The following is a 20,557-nucleotide window of genomic DNA, read 5'->3' on the forward strand; positions in this document are numbered from 1 at the left end:
CGACATTCAAACTACAGAATTAATACAAGATTTAGAGGATTTTAAATAATGGCTAAAGACGTAAGATTCGGTGATGACGCTCGCTCACAAATGGTTGCTGGCGTAAACACTTTAGCAAACGCGGTAAAAGTTACTTTGGGACCAAAGGGTCGCAATGTTGTGTTAGAAAAATCATTCGGTGCACCGACTGTGACTAAAGATGGTGTTTCAGTTGCCAAAGAAATCGAATTAGAGAACAAATTCGAAAATATGGGCGCACAAATGGTTAAGGAAGTTGCTTCGCAAACTTCTGATGTAGCCGGGGACGGAACCACAACTGCGACTGTTCTTTCTCAATCTATTTTAAACGAAGGCCTAAAGTCTGTTGCTGCAGGCATGAACCCAATGGATCTCAAACGTGGTATTGACCAAGCAGTTAAAGCTATCGTTGACGAATTGAAAGCGATTTCTGTTCCTTGCGAAGACAGCAAAGCAATCGCTCAAGTAGGTACCATCTCAGCTAACTCTGACTCAGATGTGGGCGACATCATCGCGACAGCTATGGAAAAAGTTGGTAAAGAAGGTGTCATCACGGTCGAAGAAGGTAGTGGTCTTGAAAACGAATTAGACGTGGTTGAAGGTATGCAGTTTGACCGAGGCTACTTGTCTCCATACTTCATCAACAACCAAGACAGCATGTCAGTTGAATTAGAAAACCCATTCTTGTTGGTTGTTGATAAAAAAGTTTCTAACATCCGTGACTTACTTCCAGTACTTGAAGCTGTTGCAAAAGCAGGTAAGCCTTTACTTATCATTGCTGAAGATGTTGAAGGCGAAGCGCTTGCTACATTAGTTGTTAACAACATGCGTGGTATTGTCAAAGTTGCTGCCGTTAAAGCACCTGGTTTTGGTGACCGTCGTAAAGCAATGCTTGAAGACATCGCTATCTTGACTGGTGCGACCGTTATCTCTGAAGAAGTCGGTTTAAACCTTGAAGGGGCGACTTTAGACGATTTAGGTTCTGCTAAGAAAATCTCTATCACTAAAGAAAACACGACTATCATCGATGGTAACGGTGAAGTCGCTAACATCGAAGGCCGTGTTGAGCAAATTCGTCGTCAAATCGAAGAAACTTCTTCAGATTACGATCGTGAAAAGCTTCAAGAGCGCGTTGCTAAACTCGCTGGTGGTGTTGCGGTAATCAAAGTTGGCGCAGCGACTGAAGTTGAGATGAAAGAGAAGAAAGCTCGAGTTGAAGATGCACTTCACGCTACACGCGCTGCAGTTGAAGAAGGTGTTGTTCCTGGTGGTGGTGTTGCTCTAGTTCGCGCTGCAGCCAAAGTTGGCGAGTTAACTGGTGCTAACGACGACCAAACTGCAGGTATTCATATTCTTTTACGTGCGGTTAACGGCCCACTACGTCAAATCGTTCAAAATGCTGGTGAAGAAGCGTCTGTTGTACTTAACAACGTTGCTAACGGCGAAGGAAACTACGGCTACAATGCAGCCAACGGTGAATATGGCGATATGATTGATATGGGTATCCTTGACCCAACGAAAGTAACACGTAGTGCATTACAACATGCGGCTTCTGTATCTGGTCTGATGATCACGACTGAAGCGATGGTTGCTGATTTACCGAAAGAAGAAGCAGCAGCGCCTGATATGGGCGGTATGGGTGGCATGGGCGGCATGCCTGGAATGATGTAATCATTCTGTCACATCTTTCAGTATCTAAAAGGCGCTATATTTAGCGCCTTTTTTTTGTTTAAGTCATTGACTTATCTGACATTTAGCTTTAATGTTCTCCTCAGCAAAAAGTAAGTCTCGTTTTAATTGCTCCATTTCGATGTACCTCAGTAGTTCTTCGTCCTGTAGTCATTAATTTCAGTCTATTTTTACGCTAGGTTGCCAAATTAAGGCTTTAAAAATTTTTATCTATTTTTCTACAGGAAACACAAATGTCTGATACTGTTAAAGGTACCGTTAAATGGTTCAACGAAACTAAAGGTTTTGGTTTCATCGCTCAAGAGTCTGGCCCAGACGTATTCGCTCACTTCAGCGCAATTCAAGGCGACGGCTTCAAAACACTTGCTGAAGGTCAAGCAGTTGAGTTCACTATTACTCAAGGTCAAAAAGGCCCTCAAGCGGAAAACATCGTTGCGCTATAAGCGATAATCGTTCTCAACAAAAAAAAGGCAAGCAACTCAGCTTGCCTTTTTTTATACCTCTAGATTCAGTTGCGCACCACTGAGTCCCTCACTCAGCACTATCTTCTCGCCGACTTGGTTGGTAAGCTTGAAGAAAACGCACAACCAGGACCAACCAATGATAAGAAAAATACTCTTCTTTCTCGCCCTTGGGTTAACGAGCCAGTCACTGTATGCCAGCGAAGCCATCCAAAAAGCAGCCGACGAAGATTACCAAGCCTACCTCAAAGATCTCTTTATCCATTTTCATCAGAATCCAGAATTATCGATGGCGGAAAACCGCACCGCCGCGCGAATAGCCAAGGAACTCAAAGCCGTCGGTTTTGAAGTTCATACGGGTGTTGGAAAGACTGGTGTTGTTGCCTTACTGAGAAATGGAAAAGGCCCCAAAGTCATGATGCGGGCAGACATGGACGGATTACCGGTAAAAGAAGATAGTGGTTTAAGCTATATGTCAACAGCCACCCAAGTCGACCCTTTTACCGGGAAAGAATCGCCAGTAATGCATGCTTGTGGACATGATGTACATATCACTTCACTCGTCGGTACCGGGCGTTACATGGCTGCAAATAAAGATCAATGGTCTGGAACCCTCATGCTCATCGCTCAGCCAGCGGAAGAACGAATAATGGGTGCAAGAATTATGATGGAAGACAATTTGTGGCAACGCTTTGGTCAGCCTGACTATGCGCTCGCGTTTCATGTTTCAGCGAGCGGCCAATCTGGACAGCTTAATGTATTGCCTGGCGCTATTTCTGCTGGCTCGAACAGCGTTGATATTATTATTCATGGCGTTGGCGCACACGGCGCATCACCACACGCAGGCAAAGATCCTATCGTTTTGGGTTCGCAAATCGTATTGGCGTTACAAACTTTAGTGGCGCGAGAGTTACCCCCGAAAAGCCCTGGCGTGGTTACCGTTGGCGCGTTTAACAGTGGTTTTAAACACAATATCATTTCGGACAAAGCACACCTTCAACTGACAGTTCGCTCGACAAGTGAGGAAACCAAAGACTTGCTGCTCAACGGTATTAAGCGTATTGCCGAAAATATGGGAAGAGTGGCTGGCTTACCGGAAGATAAGTTACCGGAGGTGATAATTTCCAAAGAGGAGGCCACTTTCCCGACAATAAACGATGACAAGCTTACCGCAAGACTTCGTCGTGTATGGGAAAAAGCTTATGGTAAACAAAATATAACCAATCGAGTTAGTCCGGGAATGGGTGCGGAGGATTTTCCCTATTTCACCACTAAACCGAAAATTCCAAGTGTTTACTGGTCGGTGGGAGGTACTCCCAAAGCAACTATGACGCTGGCGAAAAACGGCGGGCCAGCAGTACCGTCACACCATTCGCCCTTTTTTAAGATCGACCCAGATACCTCTGTGCCACAGGGCGTGTCGTCTACTGTTTTTGCTTTAATGGAGCTCATGCCAAAACAGTGAACATTAAATCTTACAAGCCATGGATGGCCACAATGCAACTCATCAAAATTTTGAACGTCACATTCGATCAAGTATGAAAATCAATTCTTAAGTGAGTAAAAGTTAATATGTTATTTAAAATACCATTGCGTCAATTGTCGATTTGGTTGGCATTGAGCCTCTTTTCGTTCTCTTTGCAAAGCAACGAAATTAATGTCGATGGTTTGGATGAGGTATACACTAAAATCGATAAGTATTTAAGTTCGGCGACTGAGAAAGGATTTTCCGGTGCGGTGCTTATCGCCAAAGACGGTAAGATTATTGTTAATCAAGGTTACGGATTTGCCGATCGCCTAAGAAAAATAACCAATACGCCTGAGACAGTGATTGACGTCGGCTCGGTAACCAAGCAATTTACAGCGACTGCGATTTTAAAGCTTGAAGAAATGGGCAAGCTAACAGTATCTGACCCAATAAAGCTTTATTTTCACGACCTTCCGCGTGACAAGCAGAAAATCACAATACACCAGCTACTCACTCACGCATCCGGCTTGGTTGGTGGCATTGGAAAAGGAGACTTTGATCATATTCCGACAGATACCTATTTTACGCGGCTATTCTCAACCCAATTACTGCATCCACCGGGCTCCAAACACTATTATTCCAACGCGGGTTATAGCGTGCTTGCACGAATTATTGAGCTAGTTTCAGATCAAGAGTACGAAGCTTTTATTCAAGAGCATTTATTTAAACCGGCCGGAATGAAAAATACCGGCTACTTGTTAGTTGATTGGAATAAACTTCCACAAGCGAAAGGCTATCAATATTCAGTCTTTGATATCGGTTCCATGGTGAAGCGTTATCAACACGACAAGAAAATTTCGTGGGTGCTAAAAGGCAATGGTGGTTTTAATTCGACCCAAGAAGATATGTACCGCTGGTACCTAGCACTGATTAATCATCGCGTTATCACTGAAAAGTCCTTTGCGAAGCTGACACAAGGATATATCGATGAATACGACGATGGTGATAGCCAATACGCCTATGGCTGGGCAGTTTTTCAATCACCTCGCAATACCAAAGTCGTCGCTCACAACGGTTCAAATGGCACTTTCTTTTATGACTTTGTCATGTTTCCAGAGGAAGCAACGGTTATTCTTTTTGCTACTAACAGCTTAACGAGACCACAATATCGAATCGCTAATACGCTCGAGTCAATCTTGTTTAAACCTGATTATGAAGTGACAGCATTGCAGGCCGATCCGCTCGCTCAAATTTTATTAGACGCCATTAAATATCAAGGTGACTTTGATCGGCTCCCCAACATTATCAAGACAAAATATGCTGATTCAATTAAACGGAAGCACTATTTGAATCGTTTGGGAATCGCGCTGCAAAATAATAATTATCTTAATCAGGCTGTCGCTTTGTTTCGCTTAAACGTCGAACTATTTGACAATGACGGTAATCTTTGGGACAGCCTTGGGGAGGCTTATTTAGCTCAAAATAATTATCAGTTGGCAATAAAAAGTTTTGAGCGAGCACTTGAGCTTAAACCAGAGTCTGATTGCTATTGGTGTGATAATTCAGCGGCGAAACTAAAAAAAAGCAAAGCCCACCTTGACGGTCAATAGTTCTATTGCTGAGCTGTTTGGTTCATTAACTGTAAAGCAATGTTGAGTCGCTCTACTGGTGAGCGACATTGCAGAATTTGCTGACGAATATCCCCACTCATTTGCACTAAGCCAAATAATTCGAAACTAAAATCGACGCAATCCATGGTTTGCCAATGGTCCGATTGAAGCATTTCGCTAACTTGCGGGGAGCGCGATGTTAAGGCAATAAGCCGCTTGAGTATTTTTTGCTTCAATTGGTTTGCTTCTTCGAGCACAGGAATGGTGATCTCATGGTCATTGTAAGATTCACATTGAAAAATCATAAAGGGTAAGTTTTGAGTTTCTTCGACGGCGTGTAACCGGTCTGTTAAATGAACATTAATCAACAGTCGACCGTCTTGCAGTGTCTCTTGTAGTGCGACTTTCCCTGCAGAAAATACGGTGTAGGGCTTGTAGGTCGCTTGATTGGTGTTGAGCGCTTCTTCGAGAGATTGATCGCGTTTAGCTGGGCTTATTAACTCCTCAGTATGAGTGATACCCATCATGACATTATTGTCCAAACAATAATTAACCATTTGTCGATAACGAGGTTCGAACACATGCAGCGGGAAAACGGTTCCCGGAAAAGCAACGCAGTTTGGAATAGGAAATAAAGCAACTTCTTTCAATTGGGTTCACTCACAAGTACTTGTCGGTAACACTTCTCTAATATAAATTTACGAGCTCCCGATGTCAGTAGATCGACAAATTAAATTATCGCTAACCAACTTTTTGCCATTGTTTGTAATGATCGATTCTTCCCTTAGGTGCTTCGCCAATATCAAGACCTGCCTTGCGCAGTTCCTGCTTTAGCTCTTTGCGAAACATATGATAATCCACCTCAGTAGAATGTCGAGTCCCACCGATAAACGGATAGTGAGGATGATTAACTTCATAATCAATAGCGGCTTGCATATTCGAAGGCCTGCGGTAATTACCTAGTATTTCCTGGCAAGCTAATTTAGCTTGGTAATCCGCTAATGGCCAGATACAGCCCAATGGCTGAAAAAGACCAATGAAGTAAAGGTTAGGGTAATCTTTATGAAGCATCTTTTTGTAAAGTGGAACTTTGTCGTCACTTTGAAAGTTAATCAGTGCCTCATCAAAAAATGGAAAGCTGATTTTAAAACCTGTACAAGCGACGATGATGTCATATTCAGCTGATTGACCATCAATAAATTCGACCCCACTTGGCTTTAACCGTTTAATGGCTGGTTGAGGCTTAATTCGCCCATGACGAATAAAATCAAGTAAATCAGAGTTTGCTGTCGGGTGTTGACTTAACACCAAATTAGTCGGCTCTGGTAAGCCATATTGACGATAGCGCCCCTGAAACATACGGAGTAAAAATGTCAGACTCAACTGTTTAAACTTTCGTGGTAACCAACTTGAAAATGAGCCCAGAACATCCGATGGTATGCCAAACATAAATTTAGGGATAAACCACTGAGGGCTACGCATACTCATTGATACATGTTGAGCCACTCTCGCAGCTTCCACTGCTACGTCACACCCAGAATTTCCAGCACCAATGACTAAGACTTTTTTACCGCGCCAAGAATCATCAACAGACTTAAAATCATGAGAGTGGATATAGGTACCCGAAAATTCACCTTCGTAGTGAGGATATTTTGGATCCCAATGATGGCCATTGGCGACCATCAAATGACTAAACACCTCCTGATGACTTTGACCCATTTGATCGACGTAAGTGACATTCCAATCGCCCGAATCATTTAACGCCGCCTTTTCGATTTGATGATTAAATCTTATAACATCAAGGACGCCAAAATGCTTGGCATAATCTTCAAAATACTTTTGTACTTTACTGTGACTTGGGTAGTCAGGGTAGTCGCTTGGCATCGGGTAATCTTCATATTCAGACCAAATCTTTGAACTAATAATATGAGTGTTGTTATAGACACTAGAATGACCCGTTTTGGCATTAAATACCCAGTTGCCACCAACTTTATCGTTTTTCTCAAAAACAACCGCTTCGAGGCCAGCTTCAATACAATTTTTAGCCGCAGTGATTCCACTGGGCCCCGCGCCAATGATGCATATTTTTTTGTGCTTTTTCATCATTACATTCCAGTCCAAGGATTCTCAAGTTAACCTAGCATATCTCTTCATTCGATTACAATTGCACGACAACTGGTTAGCACCGTTTTTATTCAATAAAACTCGTCCACGACTCGTATTTTATAAAGCAACCTGTGATTCCCACCGCATTTTGAACCTCAAGTCGTATTGATTCCCGATGAATTTACCTATAAATTTAATCGACAAAGATAAAAATCAAGAGAAATTGCATGTTCGGCTTTCTATCAAAAACAAAAACGCATGAGCTTTATGGAGAGTTTAAATACGACGCTAATCGCTGGACCAACCAAGACTCTTCAATTTTTGGTCAGTCGCAAGTTGAGTTGATCGTACCTGGGAATCAGTTAGGATTATCAAAGAAAGCAATCAACACCTTGTTAGAATTCGAAACCGATTTTGAATTTAAGAAACCGGAACTAGCTGAAACACTTTTTAAAGAACACTATCTCGTCACTAAAGCCGCGATAGAAAGCGGGGTTCTCAAAACATTAGTCGTCGATTATCCAGATATTCAAACAGAACAAGAAATATGGGATCATGTTACAGTTTCCCGCGTGTGGGTAGATTGTTATGCCCAACCTGGTGACGTCGAAATCGCTATCTGCGCTGATTGGGATATTGAGCAAACGCTTGGCTTTACCTTCAAAGCCAATGAAGAAGTTCTATTCAATGAAAACGTCGATATTGATTAATTAACTGGACTTTCCATGAAAATCTATACCAGCGTAAGAACAACCTCAATCTTGATTTTTGATTTCACGCAGCACAGTTAAGACTTCTTGAAAAGCAACACTACCGGGATGCACCCAGTCAAAGTGCCCAACCCCGGAGAATACTTTTTTCTCAACTTTGCCGAGAAAACTCGCATACTCTAGCGGTACGATCGAATCTTTATCACCTTGCATGAGAATCGTATTGACGAACATTGGCTGATTGATAGGGTTGGCGCTGTCGTAATTAGCCTTTTGACTAGAATAATCTCCACCCATAAATTTTGTTGTCGCTGATTGGCAACTATTAGTTCCTTCAGAGTAGCGTTTAACATCAGTGATGGCTGCAAGGCCGATAACCGCTTTCAGTTCGCTATTAAACTGTTTTTGTTTTTGCCATCGAGAGCCTGCAAGTAAAGCTAAATGTCCCCCTGCAGAATGCCCCATAATTACAAAAGATGAGTTATCGACAAAGTATTTATCAAGTTTGGGAATCAATCTAAGACCAGACATAATATCATGATAGGTGCCGGGCCAGCCGCCCCCTTCGTCGCCGGTTCGCCGATACTCAATAGACATGACCGTAAAGCCGGCTCGCGATAATGCTGTCGACATGGCATTAGTGTGAGTTTTATCGAACGCATTCAACCAGCATCCACCATGAATCAATACCACCAAAGGTGTTTTTCCCAAATTTTTATCGCGAGTCCATATGGATACATGCTGCAACGGGTCGAGACCATAATTTACTTTATAGTCAGCAGGACGACTTGCTAACTCGGCAACCTTGGCATAGGGAACATTTTTGGCCACTTCCGGATAGTCGATGAGTTCTGGCGCTTCAGCATTAACAAAACTGATCCCGGCCAGTTTAAAGATGAAGGCTATGGCGGAAAATTTAACTGCTACTTTAGTGAAGGAAGCCAAGGTTATCGTCCAATTTAAAGTTTAGAGTGATAACGATACTAGCAGAATGATTAGTTTCATCAAGCTAGTATTAGTTTTGCAATAATTCTTTATCCGGTTTTGGGTAGTCAATTCCTAACCATGCTTTGAAATATTTTTTTTGCGCATCAGTTGGGTTATCTACCAATCCTATTTCTAATGGCTTTTTAGGTCGTTTACCCAGCTTTAACTGCGTTTTCATCAACTGATCATTTCTAAAGAAACTCACTTCAATCTCTCTTGTCGGCGCATACTTTTCCATCATCATCTTGAAATTCTCATGAGTCACCCGCATCCCATCAATTGCCACTAACAGATCTTTAGTTGTGAGCCCAGATTGCCAAGCAGGACTGCCTTTTTCCACACTGGTCAAAGCTAAAAAGCCTTTTTCATTCTTACTTTTAAAACCTGTCCAAACGTTGATCTCTTTTTTCTTATCCGTTTTAAATTTTAAACCGGCTTTGTCCAATAAGACTTTAAAGTCGATACTAAACGGGGTGAGAACATTTTTTTGCCACCAAGCTTGATAATCATTACCAGTGAGTTGCTTGGCTATTGATAATATATCCTGCTGATTAAAAGGCGCTGCAAAAAAATTATCGTAGCTAGTTGAGTGCTCTTTTCGCTTTTCATACAAGGCATTATGTACATCTTTGTAACTATATTTCAGGTTAGAATCTTCTAAGATTTTCGCATCTAAAAGCCAAGAAACCATAAAGCCATGAGAATAAATATTTGAGCTATGATTTGTAGCAAAGTCGCCGCCTTGTGCTATCCATTTTTCAAAGCTAGAGTCCGCCACGGATTGCATTTTAAAGCCCGGCCCCTGTTGTAATCGGTCGATTCGCTCTGCAAGCTCTTTAAAGTACTCTTTAGGTTTTTGTATCTTCCCCGTCAGCAACAGGTGATCTTGAAGATAACTTGTTGACCCCTCTGCGACCCATAATAGTTGACTATAGTTTTCTTTTTGGTAGTCATAGGGCACCAAACTTTCTGGACGATAGGCTTTTACGTTCCAAGTATGGACAAATTCATGTGAGGCCGTACGCAAAAACTTTAGATATTCTTTTCTGGGTGCAAACGTATTTCGCTCTCGCTGAATCACTGTCGAGTTCAGATGCTCTGTCGCACCTCTTGCCCCCGATGTCGCGTGGATAATGAAAACATATTTTTCGAAAGGGTAATTTGACCAGATAGTAGAGCCTTGTTTGACTAGCGCTTTTAAATCCTTGGTAATTTTTTCTAAACTGTAGTTTCCTTCACCCCAAATGACGATTTGATAATCACGTCCGTCTACTGAAAACTCGCTCAACTTATTAATGCCAGTTTCTATCGGAGATGAACTTAATTGATGATAATTCTTAGCGACAAACTGATGTTTTCCTGTCTCTTTAAGGCCCGAAAAGCTCCTCCAGTTATCGTCTACTTCAAGGTTGATTTGATGCTCGCTTAACATTAACTGTGGTACGTACATGAATACCGCCGTAGCATCGAGGTAGGCATGCGTGCTATCGATGTGTCTAGAACGGAAGGCAAGTTCATTTGCATATAACTGATATGACACGGTTATTGCTTTTTCGGTCGGGTTTTCAATAACCCAATGACTTTTATTTTTACGTTGCCAGTTTAAATTTTTTCCGACTTTAGATGTCGCCTTAAAATTCCTAATACCATTAGCTTGATTTATCAGTTTATAGTTTCCGGTACGCCAGGTTGGTAACAGTACATCGATTGATTCCATTCCAGCAGGAATAATCATCTTAACTTGTGCTGTGTGATGCGCGGGATCGTTAATGTCAATGAAATATTTAACGGAAGCAAATAGCGGTGTTGAGACACATAACACTAGAAAACCGAGAAAATTTTTAGTCATCGAATGCATTTTACTGTTCTTATAGGATAAATTGATTCGCAATATTCTAAATCAATACCTCAAGGGGTGATAGTTCGTAATGTAACACTTAGTGATAATTCTGCTTATTCGCGTAGAATCTTGTTATATTTAGCATTCAGACAAAATGAGTCAATTTATGAAACCTTTTTCAGAAGCCTGTGAAAGAAATAAAGTTCCAATACTGGATGTCATTACCCCTCTCCTTAAGAGTTGCTCTGAACTACTCGAAATTGGTAGTGGAAGCGGCCAACATGCGGTTTACTTTGCCGAAAAACTCCCCCATCTAATTTGGCAAACATCTGATCGAAGCGATAATCATTGGGCGATAAACCTGTGGATTGATGAAGCTAATTCTAAAAATATCAAGCGGCCATTTGAGCTCGATGTTACTCAAAACCACTGGCCTGAGTCTAAATTTGATGCCGTTTTCACTGCAAATACCGCGCACATCATGCCGTGGGAAGCTGTTGTAGCTATGATAAAAGGAGTCGGAAACCTGTTAGGAAAGAACGGATTATTTATAATTTACGGTCCTTTCAATTACCAAGGACAGTTTACCAGTGAAAGCAACGCCCGGTTTGAAATGTGGTTAAAAGAGCAAGCACAACATCAAGGAATTAGAGACTTTGAAGCGTTTGAAGAGCAGGCAAATGAAGTTGGACTGGAATTGGTAAATGATATTGAAATGCCGGCTAATAATCGGGTATTGGTGTTTTCAAAATTGTGCGACGGTTCTAAAAAACCTTAAATTTAATACCTTTTCTGTACTTTCTCAGAAAATGTTTAGCTGTAAGGTGAATATTCACTGCCCATTCTGCTGTAGTGAACCTATACTTACCAATCAGTTTTAAATTAGTAAATGGTCATCCTATGAAGTTAAAACCATTATCCTTACTTGTAGCCAGTGCACTAACAATCGCTACACAAGTTCAAGCAAATTCTTTCAATACAATAGAGTCGCTTTCTGAAGACGATAAACCTATAAGCTTAGATTTAAAGTTAAGTAAACAGATTCCAATTGCCAAGGCTTCAAAATATGACTTAGACAAATTAGTTGCTCAAGATGAAATACGGGAAAAGGAGGGGCTACCACTAAGATTCGCAGTCCCATTTGGAAATATAAAAAACCTAAAAGATAAAGGAATTTGGGAAAAAAATAAAAACTTCTCGACTTGGCGCCTTAAACTCTCATCGGAACAGGCTAAATCGATTAACATAGGGTTAAAAAATCTTTTTTTGCCGAAGGGAGCAAAGCTATATATATATGATGGCGATTACGAAACAATACTGGGGCCATACACTCACAAGGATAACAAGAATCATAAGCAACTGTGGACGCCTGTAATCGAATCGAACCTTGTAACGATTGAGTTCAATGTTCCTAATGAACTAAAGCATCTATTAAAATTCGATTTCGTTAGCGTTAACCAAGGATACCGAAGTATTCAGAAGAATGAGTTGAACAAATCAGGTAGTTGTAACAACGATGTTGTTTGCCCTGAGGCTGACGGATGGCGAGATGAAATTCGTTCAGTTGCAAGATACACACATAGCGGTGTTTTCCTTTGTACCGGCACCCTAATAAATAACGTACTTCAAAATAGAAAACCATACTTTTTAACAGCTAATCACTGTGGTGTAGACCAAGTAAATAGCCCATCAATGGTTTTTTATTGGAACTATGAAACCTCGACTTGTCAGGGAACGCCAGATGGAAGCCTAACCCAGTTTCAAAATGGAGCGGCATATCGTTCGGGATTTGAACCGGCAGACTCGACGCTGGTTGAACTTGACACTGTCCCACCATCATCTTTCAATACTCATTGGGCAGGATGGGACAATAGTGCGGCCGTACCTGCTTCAGCAGTTGGAATACATCACCCCTCAGGCGACGAAAAGAGAATCAGTTTCGACAATGACCCTCTTACTGTTACTTTTTTTTCTCAGAGCAATGTCAGCCCAAATGGAACACACTTCAGAGTTGGCAATTGGGAAGATGGAACCACAGAAGGCGGATCTTCTGGCTCGGGAATCTGGAATGCAGACAAAAGGCTGGTAGGCACACTTCACGGTGGCAGCGCTTCATGCGATGCTCCAAATGCGCCTGATTGGTACGGTCGACTTCATATTCAGTGGACAGGAGATAATTCTCCTCAAACAGAACTAAAGCACTGGTTGGACCCCCAGAACTCAAATACAGTAACTTTAGATGGTATAGACGGTTGCGCGGCACCTATTGTAAGCATCACGAGTTCTCCTGCTTCAGCTCAACTAAATGAAACTGTAAATTTCACCTCCAGTGTTTCCGGCGGAACCGGCCCGTACACAGTTGAATGGGATTTTAATGATGATGGGTTAGTTGACTCTACAGAACAAAACCCATCTTTCTCGTATGGCTTTTTTCATCAAGGAAACGTCAGGTTAACTGCTATAGGTGCTAATAACTGTGCAGGTGTAGATACTGCGGCCATAACTATCAACAACGGCTCGAATGAAGCATTTCCTGCGAACGCTGAGGTTCCCCAGGGCTGGAGTAGACCTTCTGCAGCAAATGAGACCTGGGCAGTCTCAAGTGACGATGCATTTGAAGGAAGCTTAAATCTAAAAGCTGGAACTGTAACAGACAATCAAACGGCATCAATAGAAGTCACTGAAACTTTTGACCAAGCCAACAGCTTCGTCAGCTTTGCCCTCAAAGTCTCTTCTGAAGCTGGGTACGATTTCCTTAAGTTTTATATCGATGGTGAGGAAGTGGGTGAATGGAGTGGTGATGTAGATTGGTCTACTGTATATTACCCTTTAACTACAGGGACTCACACTTTACGTTGGAGCTATATTAAAGACGAGAATGTCGGGGAAGGCAGTGACACTGCTTGGATCGACGCTGTCACAGGTATTCCGTTCACTGCAGCTAACGAAGCACCTTCAGCGCAAGTAGCTGAATCAAGCATCAATACAGTTGAAGGAACCAACGTAACATTGGATGCTAGTAGTAGTACAGATCCTGAAGGTGACACCTTATCGTTCACTTGGACTCAAACCGCGGGTCCATCCGTCACCTTAAACTCAAGCGATTCTGCTACGGCTAACTTTGACGCTCCAGCAGTTGTCCAATCGACTACTCTTGAATTCCGGGTAACTGTAACTGACACCAGTAACAACACGGATATCGAAACAGTCAGTGTCATCGTTGCTGATGAAGCAAATAACCAAGCGCCAACTGCATCTGTCGCTCAAATGATGATGAACGCAAACGAATCAACAACTGTATCGCTTGATGCCTCTTCCAGTTCGGATCCAAATGGTGATGCCCTTACTTTCGAATGGACTCAAACTGGTGGAATTGGTGTTACTTTGACTGGTGCGGACTCTGCAACAGCAACTTTCAGTGCTCCCGAAGTTTCAAGTAATACAACCCTGAATTTCACTGTCACTGTATCAGATGCAGTGGGAGCTAGCGACACTGCTCAAGTTACTGTAACAATCGTTGATACGACAGAACCACCACCTCAGGACAACAATAACAGTAGCAGTGGCGGCGGAGCATTGTCTCTATTATTACTACTTGGCCTTCTCCCGCTTACACGCAGAAGTAGGTTAAAATAAAATTAGGGGCGGTTTACCGCCCCTCTTTCCTAAAGGAATATCTTGTGGTTAAAAATATAGTACTACTTGGATTAATTCTGATTGCAACACTTTTGACTAATGGTTGCAGTAACAACAATACTGCGCCTACTCAACCGGCTGCTATCGCAAAGCTATTAGATAAACAGGGAGAGATCGTTGGAACAACCACTGATGAAAAAAGAATTCAAAAGATTGTTCATATATTGAATGAACGAAAAGAGTTGAAAGAAAAACTGCTACCTATTTTCGAATATGAAGTCCAAGTTAAGGAACAAAAGTGGCTACTAACAACAAACGGATATATCCGTGATAATAGTAAAAATAATGGAAAGATTTATAAGCTTAAGAACACAAAGAAAATTATCGAACTAATTAGTGTTAAATAACTACTTTGTATCCATAGCCTGGGATTGATGAGCCATAGTTGATTGAGTTTCTTCGTCTTTGATTAATTTACTTAATCTTACAAAGCGAAACTTTTCTTTGAACAACGGCATTTGCTCTCTCAAAAACGCCAAAGTCTCAGGATAAGGGTGGCATATCACAACCACCTCACCACGGCGTTTGGCGATACGCATCGCTTGGGTCATTCGCTGCTCGATAAGCTCACTTAGATTATCCTTTTGTCCCAGTGAGTGATGATCTAAAAAAACATCCCTACCTATCGTTGGTAATCCAATATCGGAAGCTACATCCTGTGCAACAGAGGAAACTGTTGTCTTCGAGTCCAAGAAATACCAACCATTTTGCTTGGCACTTTCCATCACCCAGCGCATTCTCTCTTCATCCACCGTTAACAGACTCCCCATGTGATTATTAAACCCCACAATATTCGGTATCGATGATGCGCTATCAAGAAAAGTATCGAGCAATTGCTGTTTCTCCATATCCGCGAACAATGCGCCAGGGCCGAGTAAGTCAGGTCGGGTGGTTGCTTCCATTGGCAAATGCATAATCACCTCATGGCCATTAGCCCGGGCAAACTCAGCAATTGGTTTTGCGTGAGGCGTATGCGGCAAAATCGCAGCCGTAAACTCTCCAGATAGTGATAACAGCTGACGAGCAATCACTGAATTATCACCCAAGTCATCAATGACAATTGATAGCTTAGGCTTGGTTTGAGCCTTAGCAGTAGCATCAAGACTTTTCGCAATTGATTGAAAAGCAAACGAAAATAGCAGCGATATCAGAACAAATTTAAACTTCATTAGGGCGCAATTGTTATTGTTTAAGCAGAATATTATAGGCTTGAAGCAGCTGTGGGTCATCGAGCAAGCTCACATTATATGAATTGACGCGCTTTTGCTGATCAAACTTTATATCGGGTTTTATGCCAACATCTTGAATTCGGTTACCCAGTGGCGAGTAGTATTCTGCGGTCGTTATCTTCATTCCTGACTCGTAATTGAGGGGTATTAAGGTTTGAATTGAACCTTTTCCATAGGATGTTTCACCGAGTACCACCGCTTTTCCGTGGTCTTTCAAGGCGGCGGCTAAAATTTCGCTGGCCGATGCCGATCCTTTATTTATTACTACGACAACCTTTAGATCACTGAATGGTGCGGCTTGTTTCGCATAGAATATTTCATTCGCATCATCCGTTCTGCCTGAAGATATCAGCAAGGTTCCCTCTGGGATGAATAAGTCGGACAATTCTACCGCGACGTCCATTACGCCTCCTGGATTGTCTCGCAAATCAAGAATTAAGTTAGCAATTGCGTTTTCTTCTGACAAAGATGTAATGGCATTTTTAAATTCTTCGACACTGTGCATGGTGAAAGAGGATAGGCCCACATACGCGGTGCGGTTAGGTAAGCTTTGGCTGGCTACACTTGCAATAACAATCACTTCACGTTGCAAAGCGATGTCTTTCGGCTTGGCAAATTTTGCAGCAGCGACGGTCAGTATAACCGTGGAATCGATCGGACCTTTTAGTTTAGTCAGCGCTTCCGAAACCGGTAGATATTGGATTGCTTCTTTATCAATATGGGTAACAATCATTCCCGGTTCAATACCCGCCTTGTCAGCCGGACCTCCAGAAACAACTTCGACTACCTCTATGCCATACTTATGATCATTAAAACTTAAACCCACCCCTTCGTACTCGCCAACATTATCAGTATTGAACTGTCTGAGGTCGTCAGGAGAAAGGTAACGAGAATGTACATCTAGGCTGCTGACCATGCCACTAATTGCCGCGCGAATAAGGTCGACATCCTCAACATCATCTACGTAGGAAGATTTGATCTGGAAGTAAGCTTCACTGAAAGCCTTGAGCTCGCTAAGCGGTAGTTCTTGTTTTACTTGCTCACTATTTTTTGCTGAAGTAGATGTAACATAAAACGCCAACGCCATGACAAGCAGAGAAAAAAGACAGTTTCTTGATTGTTGCCAATGATTTATTCGCATTACGCCGCCCTTGTTGAATCGCCTCAATAACAGCGCTCGATCAATAATCACCAATGCGCTCTGTTTAAATATAGCGGAGCTAGCGATTTACTCCAAAGGATTTTTGGTAAAACACGCTCTTGCCTGGTTTAACTCAAAAAATGCACGAAGCCCCGGATACTCCTCTCGCCAGTGAATATCACTATGTCTAAAATCAATATACATAAGCGCACTCATGAGATTGATATGTAAAATCGTAAATTCTTCGGGAATTAAGTCTAACTTCGACTCAACATAGCCAAGTGTGCGATTAACCGCTTCGGTTTGCCGGCGCCACCAGAACTCACTCTTAATGCCCTCAGATTCGCGCATGAACTCCATCCGTCTATCGACGAGCGTATCTATCAAGCCAGAGCAAACTGAATACAGACTTTTTAACCGCCAGTCTGCATAAATAGGATTAAATAACGCGCCCTCGGCAAAATTGCCATCTAGGTAATCACAAATGACTTCGCTATCAAGAATATGCTCTCCATGTTCAATCAAGCAGGGGACTTTTCCCAATGGGTTCGCTGCTATGAACGCTGCGTCATTGTCAAACGGGTGGCTCTCTATTAATTGAACAGCAGACTCAATACCTAATTCGGAGATGACCATACGCACACAATTTGCGTAGGGTGAAGACTTAGTGTAAAACAGTTCCATAGTGTCCCCTTGATGAAGTCTCTAAATAAATTCGATTAGCGGCACAACAATAACAGAATAGAGAGCGATTGTAGTAGTTACGCCTATGCAAACACAAGAAGAAAACTTGCCTGACAATCCGTATGAGTCACCAAAATCTCAGGTTAGTAACGCCAGTGAAGACCCAGCAATTTATCAAGGTAAAGTTTACAATGGTTTTGCCGTTGCCATAGCTACATTATTTGGTTCTGTTTTGGCGGCTGGACTCGTTCTCCATAGTAATTTTACCCACTTCAATAAAAACCTGCAGGCCGGTATCACTGTCGTATTCACTATCATTGCTACCATTGTATTTTTGTTCGCGAGCCTGTTTGTTAAATACCCCTCGTCCTTAATGTACTTGACCTTTAATTTTGTCTTGGCAATTATCGTATTTCCTTTAACGATAATCTTGCAGGGCGCAGAACTTGACGAACACGAAGAAGCCGACTTACCCTTTCACTCGGTTTTTCGGGCTGCGATGATTGGAATTGCCTGTTTATTTGCGATGGGTATGATGCTCGTTTTTGCTTATACGATGTTTATTATGTCTCAACCTTAAAACCCCTCTGTTGAACATCACCTATGAATTACATCGAACCTGTTTTTAGACCACCCAGTGAATGGAAATCTTACATCTTCCAAATTACCAATGGTTGTTCATGGAACCAATGTACTTTTTGCGAAATGTATACCGCCCCGCAAAAGCGATTTAATTTCAAACCCAGAGATGCGTATTTGAAAGAGCTCGAAAATGTCAGTCAATTGACCGAACAGCCTCGACGGATATTTTTGGCGGATGGTGATGCTATGACACTTTCAACAAGAAGACTAAAGCAAGTATTAATTGATATCAGAGAGTTTTTACCGTCGATTAATCGAGTTACCAGCTATTGCCTTCCACGAAATATCATCCATAAATCTGTAAAAGAATTATTAGAATTGAGGGATCTAGGACTTAAGATGGTCTATGTTGGCTGTGAGTCCGGTGACGACGAGGTGTTGACTAAAGTATCCAAGGGTGAAACTTTCAGTTCAACATTAGAAGCATTACAGAAACTTAAAGCCGCCGGAATTAAGTCATCTGTGATGATACTTAATGGTTTAGGGGGCCAATCTTTAAGTCATCAGCATGCAGTCAATTCAGCCCGTTTAATGAACGCAGCACAGCCTGAGTACTTATCAACCCTTGTCGTTAGCTTTCCGACAGGAAAAGCTCGATTCCAATCGAGTTTTCCTGAATTTAAACCGTTGACACAAAACCAATTATTCCAAGAAATGGAATGGTTACTCAGCGAGCTTGATTTAAAGAAAACAATTTTTCGTTCAGATCATGCCTCCAACTATCTGGTTCTCAAAGGTGTGTTAGGACAGGACAAAGAAAAATTACTCAATAAAGTCAGAAGCGCTCTTACGTTACCCGGTACGATTCCTATACGACAAGAGTGGCAACGAGGTTTATAGCAACCGGATATTTCGAGTGGTCAAACAAAACAATTATTCAAAATAAACAATGGAAAATTGTTTTTTCACAGTGTCCTTTTTTATCGATTGAAAGCGCCACTTTTTGAAAGCACTTTTTGCCTCTGGTATAAATAGTCCTTTGGGATGTGAGTCTACGACTTTGATGTTTACCGGTTCGCCAATCTCGCCAACATTAAATTCAAACATTACCCAACCATTGAGCCCATTCTCTTTTGCCTTTTGGGGATAATACGGGCGAACCTTGAGGACAGGTTCTAGAATTACACCGCCGAGTTTTTCAGCATCAGGTGGTTCCTGATAAGCAACCTTTTCATAACTAGCGCATGCGCATAAACTCAACAAACACAGAGAAAAAAAATATTTAGTCATTATTCTTGAAGTTGCTCAATTTTACCTTTTGCTTCATTAATACCCGATTGAATGTTGTACTTTTCATATATGGATAAAATAGTTGACCACTTTTTTTTAGCTGCTTCATTTTCATTTTGTTTTTCCAATACTAAAGCGTAACCTTTCAGAGTATTGGCAATATCGACATCATTAGTGTCAGCTTGTGTATTGTACATTTTAATCGCACTTTCGTATTGCGCCCGTGCTTTTTCTATCTCATTTAAAGAATAAAAAGTATCCGCGACATGGCGAATTGAGTGGGCCACTTTATCCTGTAGCTCAGTTTTTTCGTAAAAAGCCTGTGATTGCTGATAATAATTAAGCGCATTTTTAAACTCATTTTGATCGGCTTCAAATTGCGCAAGAATATGAAACGCTCGACCTCGATTCGCGTAGTCATCTTCAGATGATAGTTGAATCGCTTGATCAACTAGCGTTCCAGCAGTTTGATAATCACCTTCGCGACGATACTTCCATGCTGAGATGAGTAGTTTTTCAACCGATGAGTGATTCACTTTCCCTCCCTATGAGAATGACTCTCTCATTGCTTTTAATAAAGTTTGATACATGGAATTACAGAAACTTATTACGGCTTCATCATTCTCAGATTCAAAAGTTGCGGTCCAGTTAACTTGAGTCTTATCTTCGAGTGCTAAAAGTTTTATCGTTCCAATGAAATTTTTGATATTGCTTGGTTTTAATGGGCCGGGACCCTTATCTACTCGATAAGAAATAGTCCAATCCTGAGGCGCATACTTTAGCAGTGTCTCAAAAAACACGTCATTAACAATACGCTGAGCCCCTACTTCAAATCCAGACTTATCACCCTCTTTAATAACAGATGTCGCTACTTTCGAAGCCCAACTCATATCATGAAAATCTTCAATCCTTTGCCAAAGCTTTTTAATCGAAGAATCGATGATAATCTGTTGCGATACTTGTCCCAATAAACACTCCTTTTCTACGCAATCCTTTTCATTCATCATATTCCTTTTGAACACACTCTATTCAACAGGGATAAGCGA

The 20,557-nt window shown here is 41.7% G+C and carries 20 protein-coding genes; 10 read left to right on the plus strand and 10 right to left on the minus strand.

What is annotated here, in order from left to right:
- Nucleotides 1-48 precede the first annotated feature (48 nt).
- The 4 genes from groL (at nucleotide 49) to FLL45_RS21510 (ending at nucleotide 5,246) form a co-directional block, all read left to right on the plus strand.
- Nucleotides 49-1,689: a chaperonin GroEL gene (gene groL, locus FLL45_RS21495; protein WP_210247261.1), complete on the plus strand. Its 1,641-nt coding sequence runs from the start codon at nucleotides 49-51 to the stop codon at nucleotides 1,687-1,689.
- Between the two features lie 251 nt (nucleotides 1,690-1,940).
- Nucleotides 1,941-2,150 carry a cold-shock protein gene (locus FLL45_RS21500; protein ID WP_142944125.1) on the plus strand — a complete coding sequence of 70 codons (210 nt, stop codon included), beginning with the start codon at nucleotides 1,941-1,943 and terminating at the stop codon, nucleotides 2,148-2,150.
- A 157-nt stretch (nucleotides 2,151-2,307) separates the two neighbouring features.
- The gene (locus tag FLL45_RS21505; protein ID WP_142944126.1) at nucleotides 2,308-3,633 is read left to right on the plus strand and encodes an amidohydrolase; all 1,326 of its coding nucleotides are present in this window, start codon (nucleotides 2,308-2,310) and stop codon (nucleotides 3,631-3,633) included.
- A 107-nt stretch (nucleotides 3,634-3,740) separates the two neighbouring features.
- A complete protein-coding gene (locus FLL45_RS21510) occupies nucleotides 3,741-5,246 on the plus strand; it encodes a serine hydrolase domain-containing protein (RefSeq protein WP_142944127.1) in 1,506 nt (501 codons plus the stop codon).
- A 2-nt stretch (nucleotides 5,247-5,248) separates the two neighbouring features.
- On the opposite strand, the gene FLL45_RS21515 is transcribed toward FLL45_RS21510, so the two are convergent.
- The gene (locus FLL45_RS21515; RefSeq protein ID WP_142944128.1) at nucleotides 5,249-5,896 is read right to left on the minus strand and encodes an LON peptidase substrate-binding domain-containing protein; all 648 of its coding nucleotides are present in this window, start codon (nucleotides 5,894-5,896) and stop codon (nucleotides 5,249-5,251) included.
- Between the two features lie 91 nt (nucleotides 5,897-5,987).
- Nucleotides 5,988-7,349, minus strand: coding sequence for a flavin-containing monooxygenase (locus FLL45_RS21520; protein WP_142944347.1), 1,362 nt, complete (start codon nucleotides 7,347-7,349; stop codon nucleotides 5,988-5,990).
- A 230-nt stretch (nucleotides 7,350-7,579) separates the two neighbouring features.
- Between FLL45_RS21520 and FLL45_RS21525 the strand changes: the two genes are divergently transcribed.
- The gene (locus FLL45_RS21525) at nucleotides 7,580-8,062 is read left to right on the plus strand and encodes a DUF6985 domain-containing protein (protein WP_142944129.1); all 483 of its coding nucleotides are present in this window, start codon (nucleotides 7,580-7,582) and stop codon (nucleotides 8,060-8,062) included.
- A gap of 45 nt (nucleotides 8,063-8,107) precedes the next feature.
- Here the strand turns inward: FLL45_RS21525 and FLL45_RS21530 are convergent, their stop codons facing one another.
- Together FLL45_RS21530 and FLL45_RS21535 are read right to left on the minus strand one after the other, a co-directional pair.
- Nucleotides 8,108-9,007 carry an alpha/beta hydrolase gene (locus FLL45_RS21530; RefSeq protein WP_210247262.1) on the minus strand — a complete coding sequence of 300 codons (900 nt, stop codon included), beginning with the start codon at nucleotides 9,005-9,007 and terminating at the stop codon, nucleotides 8,108-8,110.
- A 70-nt stretch (nucleotides 9,008-9,077) separates the two neighbouring features.
- Nucleotides 9,078-10,907 carry a M61 family metallopeptidase gene (locus tag FLL45_RS21535; RefSeq protein ID WP_210247263.1) on the minus strand — a complete coding sequence of 610 codons (1,830 nt, stop codon included), beginning with the start codon at nucleotides 10,905-10,907 and terminating at the stop codon, nucleotides 9,078-9,080.
- 148 nt (nucleotides 10,908-11,055) lie between these two features.
- Here FLL45_RS21535 and FLL45_RS21540 point away from each other — a divergent pair, with 148 nt between their 5' ends.
- From FLL45_RS21540 to FLL45_RS21550, 3 genes are all read left to right on the plus strand, one after another.
- Nucleotides 11,056-11,667, plus strand: coding sequence for a DUF938 domain-containing protein (locus FLL45_RS21540; RefSeq protein WP_210247264.1), 612 nt, complete (start codon nucleotides 11,056-11,058; stop codon nucleotides 11,665-11,667).
- 122 nt (nucleotides 11,668-11,789) lie between these two features.
- Nucleotides 11,790-14,525: a PKD domain-containing protein gene (locus FLL45_RS21545; RefSeq protein ID WP_142944131.1), complete on the plus strand. Its 2,736-nt coding sequence runs from the start codon at nucleotides 11,790-11,792 to the stop codon at nucleotides 14,523-14,525.
- A gap of 44 nt (nucleotides 14,526-14,569) precedes the next feature.
- A complete protein-coding gene (locus FLL45_RS21550) occupies nucleotides 14,570-14,932 on the plus strand; it encodes a hypothetical protein (protein WP_142944132.1) in 363 nt (120 codons plus the stop codon).
- On the opposite strand, the gene FLL45_RS21555 is transcribed toward FLL45_RS21550, so the two are convergent.
- From FLL45_RS21555 to FLL45_RS21565, 3 genes are all read right to left on the minus strand, one after another.
- Nucleotides 14,933-15,754 carry a divergent polysaccharide deacetylase family protein gene (locus tag FLL45_RS21555; RefSeq protein ID WP_185964585.1) on the minus strand — a complete coding sequence of 274 codons (822 nt, stop codon included), beginning with the start codon at nucleotides 15,752-15,754 and terminating at the stop codon, nucleotides 14,933-14,935.
- A 13-nt stretch (nucleotides 15,755-15,767) separates the two neighbouring features.
- Nucleotides 15,768-16,955: a S41 family peptidase gene (locus FLL45_RS21560; protein ID WP_142944134.1), complete on the minus strand. Its 1,188-nt coding sequence runs from the start codon at nucleotides 16,953-16,955 to the stop codon at nucleotides 15,768-15,770.
- An 87-nt stretch (nucleotides 16,956-17,042) separates the two neighbouring features.
- Nucleotides 17,043-17,639 (minus strand): glutathione S-transferase family protein, encoded by a 597-nt coding sequence (locus tag FLL45_RS21565; protein ID WP_142944135.1) that lies wholly within the window; start codon nucleotides 17,637-17,639, stop codon nucleotides 17,043-17,045.
- Nucleotides 17,640-17,724: 85 nt separating this feature from the next.
- On the opposite strand from FLL45_RS21565, the gene FLL45_RS21570 reads away from it, so the two are divergent.
- Together FLL45_RS21570 and FLL45_RS21575 are read left to right on the plus strand one after the other, a co-directional pair.
- Nucleotides 17,725-18,219 (plus strand): hypothetical protein, encoded by a 495-nt coding sequence (locus tag FLL45_RS21570; protein ID WP_142944136.1) that lies wholly within the window; start codon nucleotides 17,725-17,727, stop codon nucleotides 18,217-18,219.
- Nucleotides 18,220-18,242: 23 nt separating this feature from the next.
- A complete protein-coding gene (locus FLL45_RS21575; RefSeq protein WP_142944137.1) occupies nucleotides 18,243-19,121 on the plus strand; it encodes a radical SAM protein in 879 nt (292 codons plus the stop codon).
- A gap of 33 nt (nucleotides 19,122-19,154) precedes the next feature.
- Here the strand turns inward: FLL45_RS21575 and FLL45_RS21580 are convergent, their stop codons facing one another.
- The 3 genes from FLL45_RS21580 to FLL45_RS21590 are packed head-to-tail and all read right to left on the minus strand — an operon-like array spanning nucleotide 19,155 to nucleotide 20,479.
- A complete protein-coding gene (locus FLL45_RS21580) occupies nucleotides 19,155-19,511 on the minus strand; it encodes an energy transducer TonB (RefSeq protein ID WP_142944138.1) in 357 nt (118 codons plus the stop codon).
- Entirely contained in the window at nucleotides 19,511-20,047 is a 537-nt protein-coding gene (locus tag FLL45_RS21585; protein ID WP_142944139.1) for a tetratricopeptide repeat protein, read from the minus strand. Before FLL45_RS21585 ends, FLL45_RS21580 begins: the two co-directional genes overlap by 1 nt.
- A 9-nt stretch (nucleotides 20,048-20,056) precedes the next feature.
- The gene (locus FLL45_RS21590) at nucleotides 20,057-20,479 is read right to left on the minus strand and encodes an SRPBCC family protein (protein ID WP_185964586.1); all 423 of its coding nucleotides are present in this window, start codon (nucleotides 20,477-20,479) and stop codon (nucleotides 20,057-20,059) included.
- Between the last annotated feature and the right edge of the window lie 78 nt (nucleotides 20,480-20,557).

Origin of the sequence: Aliikangiella marina (assembly GCF_007004765.1) — a bacterium.
Lineage (GTDB): Bacteria > Pseudomonadota > Gammaproteobacteria > Enterobacterales > Kangiellaceae > Aliikangiella > Aliikangiella marina.